3 protein-coding genes are annotated in these 3,143 nt (G+C 75.2%); all 3 read right to left on the reverse strand.

The annotated features are described in order from the left end of the window. A partial coding sequence (locus GQS09_RS27710; protein WP_165990270.1) for an NADH-quinone oxidoreductase subunit N occupies nt 1–1,396 on the reverse strand: 1,396 nt, incomplete at its 3' end. After that, complete coding sequence (locus GQS09_RS27715; RefSeq protein WP_165990271.1) at nt 1,393–2,949, reverse strand: NuoM family protein; 1,557 nt, start codon at nt 2,947–2,949, stop codon at nt 1,393–1,395. The genes GQS09_RS27710 and GQS09_RS27715, both read right to left, overlap by 4 nt. Nucleotides 2,950–2,955: 6 nt before the next feature. Further along, on the reverse strand, nt 2,956–3,143 hold a 188-nt coding region (locus GQS09_RS27720), incomplete at its 5' end, for a hypothetical protein (protein WP_165990269.1).

Below are 3,143 nucleotides of genomic sequence, written 5' to 3' on the forward strand. Positions count from 1 at the left end.
CGGCGCCGAGCAGCAGGGAGGCCGCCGCGGCCGTGTACGCCGCCGCCGCGGCCCACGTCCCCAGGGAGGCGGCCAGCGGCTCGGCCCGGTCCCCGGGCGCGGGCGGGGGGCCGGGCGGCGGGCGGAAGACCGGCAGCAGCCAGCGCAGGTAATAGAAGAGGGAGGCCACCGTGTTGACCGCGGCAAGCACCGCCAGCCAGCCGAAGCCGCCGTCCAGCGCCGCCGAGAACACCTCCAGCTTGCCCAGGAACACGGCGGTCGGCGGCGTGCCCACCAGCCCCAGCAGACAGACCAGCAGCACGGCCGCCAGACCGGGCCGGCGGCGGACCAGGCCCCGGTAGTCCGCCAGGCTCCGCGCCCGGGGCAGCTCGCAGACCACGGCGAACGCGCCCAGGTTGGTCACGGTGTAGGCCGCCAGATAGAACAGCAGCGCCCGCTGGGCCAGCTCGCTGCGGTCCGCCACGGCGAGCGCCATCAGCAGGTACCCGGCCTGGCCGATCGCCGACCAGGCCAGCAGCCGGGCCACGGCGGTCTGGAAGAACGCCGCCAGGTTGCCCAGCGTCATGGTGGCCGCGGCGATCACCGCCAGCAGCAGCGGCCAGTCCACCCCCGAGCCGGTCAGCGCCTGCTGCAGCAGCCGGAAGCCGCCGATCAGCCCGCCGATCTTGGGCAGCGTGGTCAGATAGGCGGCGACCGGCGGCCGGGCCCCCTCGGCCGCGTCCGGCAGCCAGAAGTGCGCGGGCACCCCGGCCGACTTGAACAGCAAACCGGCCAGCACCCCCACCAGACCGGCCGCGACCAGCCCCGCCGGGGCCGCGGGCAGCGCGGCCCGCAGCCCCGGGTACCAGGTGGTGCCGCCCGCGCCGTACAGCAGCACGGCGCCCGCCAGCATCACCGTGCCCAGCAGGGCGCCCATCAGGTAGTACTTCAGCGCCGCCTCGCCGCCCGCGGGGTCCTTGGCGAACCCGGCCAGCGCGTAGCCCGGCACGCTGGCCAGCAGGTAGCCGGCGAACAGGGTGAGCAGGTCGTTGGCGCCGGTCATGACGAGGGTGCCGGCCGCGGTGAGCAGCAGCAGGACGGAGAACTCCGCCTCCCGGGGGTGGCCGCGGACCGTCTCCGTGGCCATCGCCAGCACCAGCAGCAGCCCGCCCAGCACGATCAGCCGCCCGGCGCCGGTGGCGGTGTCCACCGCGAAGGTGCCGGCGAAGACGGTCTGCTCCCGGCCGGTGGCGATGGTGACGGCGGTGGCCGTCAGCCCGGCGGCGCAGGCCGCCGCGGCCAGCACCGTCACCGCCCACTGACGGTGCCGCGGCAGCCAGGCCCCGGCGAGCAGGCCCAGCACGGCGGCACCCGCGAGGATCAGCTCGGGCAGCAGGGCGGCCGGGTTCTCGTTCACCGCGCGACCAGCCCGGTGAGGGTGCGGGCCGCCGGTTCGATCACGTCCAGCAGGAAGCGGGGCACGATCCCGATGGCCAGGGACAGCCCGAGCAGCGGCACGGTGGCGGCGGTCTCGGCCGCGGTCAGATCGCCGAAGCCGCCGGTGCGGACGGTGTCCGGCAGCCGGGCGGGCCCCAGCAGCATCCGGTGCAGGGCCCGCAGGAACAGCGCGGCGGTGATCAGGATGCCGGTCAGCGCGACAGCGGTGGCCACCGGCTGGGAACCGAGGCTGCCGGTGAAGATCTGGAACTCGGCGATGAAGCCGGAGAAGCCGGGCAGGCCGATGGCGGCGAACGCGCCGACCGCGGTGGCCGCGGCGAAGCGCGGCGCCGGTACGGCCAGGCCGGAGAAGTCCGCGATCCGGTGGCCGCCGGCCCGGTCCCACAGCACCCCGCTGAGCAGGAACAGGGCACCGGTGATCAGGCCGTGGCTGACCATCTGCACGGTGGCGCCGGTGACCGCCAGGGAGCGGGCCTGCTCGTCGGTGCCGGACACCACGCCCGCGGCGCCCAGCGCGAGGATCACATAGCCCATGTGGTTGACGCTGGTATAGGCGATCATGCGCTTGACGTCGCTCTGTCCGAGCGCCACCAGGGCACCGTAGACCGCGGAGAGCGCCCCGACCACGAGGAAGACCAGCGCGTACTGGCGCCAGACTCCGGGCAGCAGCGGCATGGCGATCCGGACGAAACCGTAGGTGCCCATCTTCAGCAGGACACCGGCCAGGATGGCCGAGCCGGCCGCGGGCGCTTCGGTGTGCGCGGGCGGCAGCCAGGTGTGGAACGGCACGGCCGGGGTCTTGACCGCCAGCCCGGTGCCGACCGCCAGCAGCACCAGGGCCGCGTGCGCGCCGCGCCCGGAGAGCGGGTCCTGGCGGGCCAGGTCGGTCAGGTCGAAGGTGTGCGGCTCGGCCGCCAGGTAGAGGCCGATGAAGCCGAGCAGCAGGGCGAGCGAGCCGACGAAGGTGTACAGGAAGAACTTCAGCGCCGCGGCACGGGCCCGCTCGCCGTGGCCCCAGCCCGCGATCACGAAGTACATGCCGACGATCGACAGGTCGAAGAAGACGAAGAACAGGATCAGGTCCAGGGCGGTGAACAGGCCCAGGCAGACGGTCTGGAGGAAGAGGAACAGGCACACCCAGGCCCGGACCCGCGGCGGGCCGCCGCCCGCTCCGGGGCCGGTCCCGGTGCCGGTCCCGGTCGCGGTGCGGCGGCGCAGTGAGTGCACGGCGGCGGCCAGGAACAGCACGCAGGTCAGGGCCACCAGCGGCAGGGACAGGCCGTCCACGCCGACGTGGTAGCCGACCCCGGCCCCGGGAATCCAGCGGGTGCGCTGCGCGTACTGGATGCCCTCTCCCGGCGCGAAACCCAGCCAGATGATCACCACCAGGACCAGTTCGGCGCCCGCGGCGGCGAGCCAGACCGGCACGCAGGCCCGGTCCGGCACCGCGCGCGGCGCCAGCAGCAGCACGCCGGCCGTCAGCAGGGGCAGGAAGACGAGAACGGTCAGCACGCGCGCTCACCTCACCAGCAGCAGGAGCAGGAGCAGGGTCAGCGCCCCCAGCCCGGCCACGGCCTGGGCGTAGTAGTGGTGCAGCAGCCCCGTCTGCGGGCGGCGGGCCGTCCGGCCCAGGGCGCGGGCCCCGGCGGCCAGCGCGCGGACCAGGGCGTCCGGGCCGCCGTCGTCGGAGCGGGCGGCCAGCCGGC

The sequence above is a fragment of the Streptomyces sp. YIM 98790 genome (assembly GCF_011421595.1).
Taxonomy (GTDB): domain Bacteria; phylum Actinomycetota; class Actinomycetes; order Streptomycetales; family Streptomycetaceae; genus Streptomyces.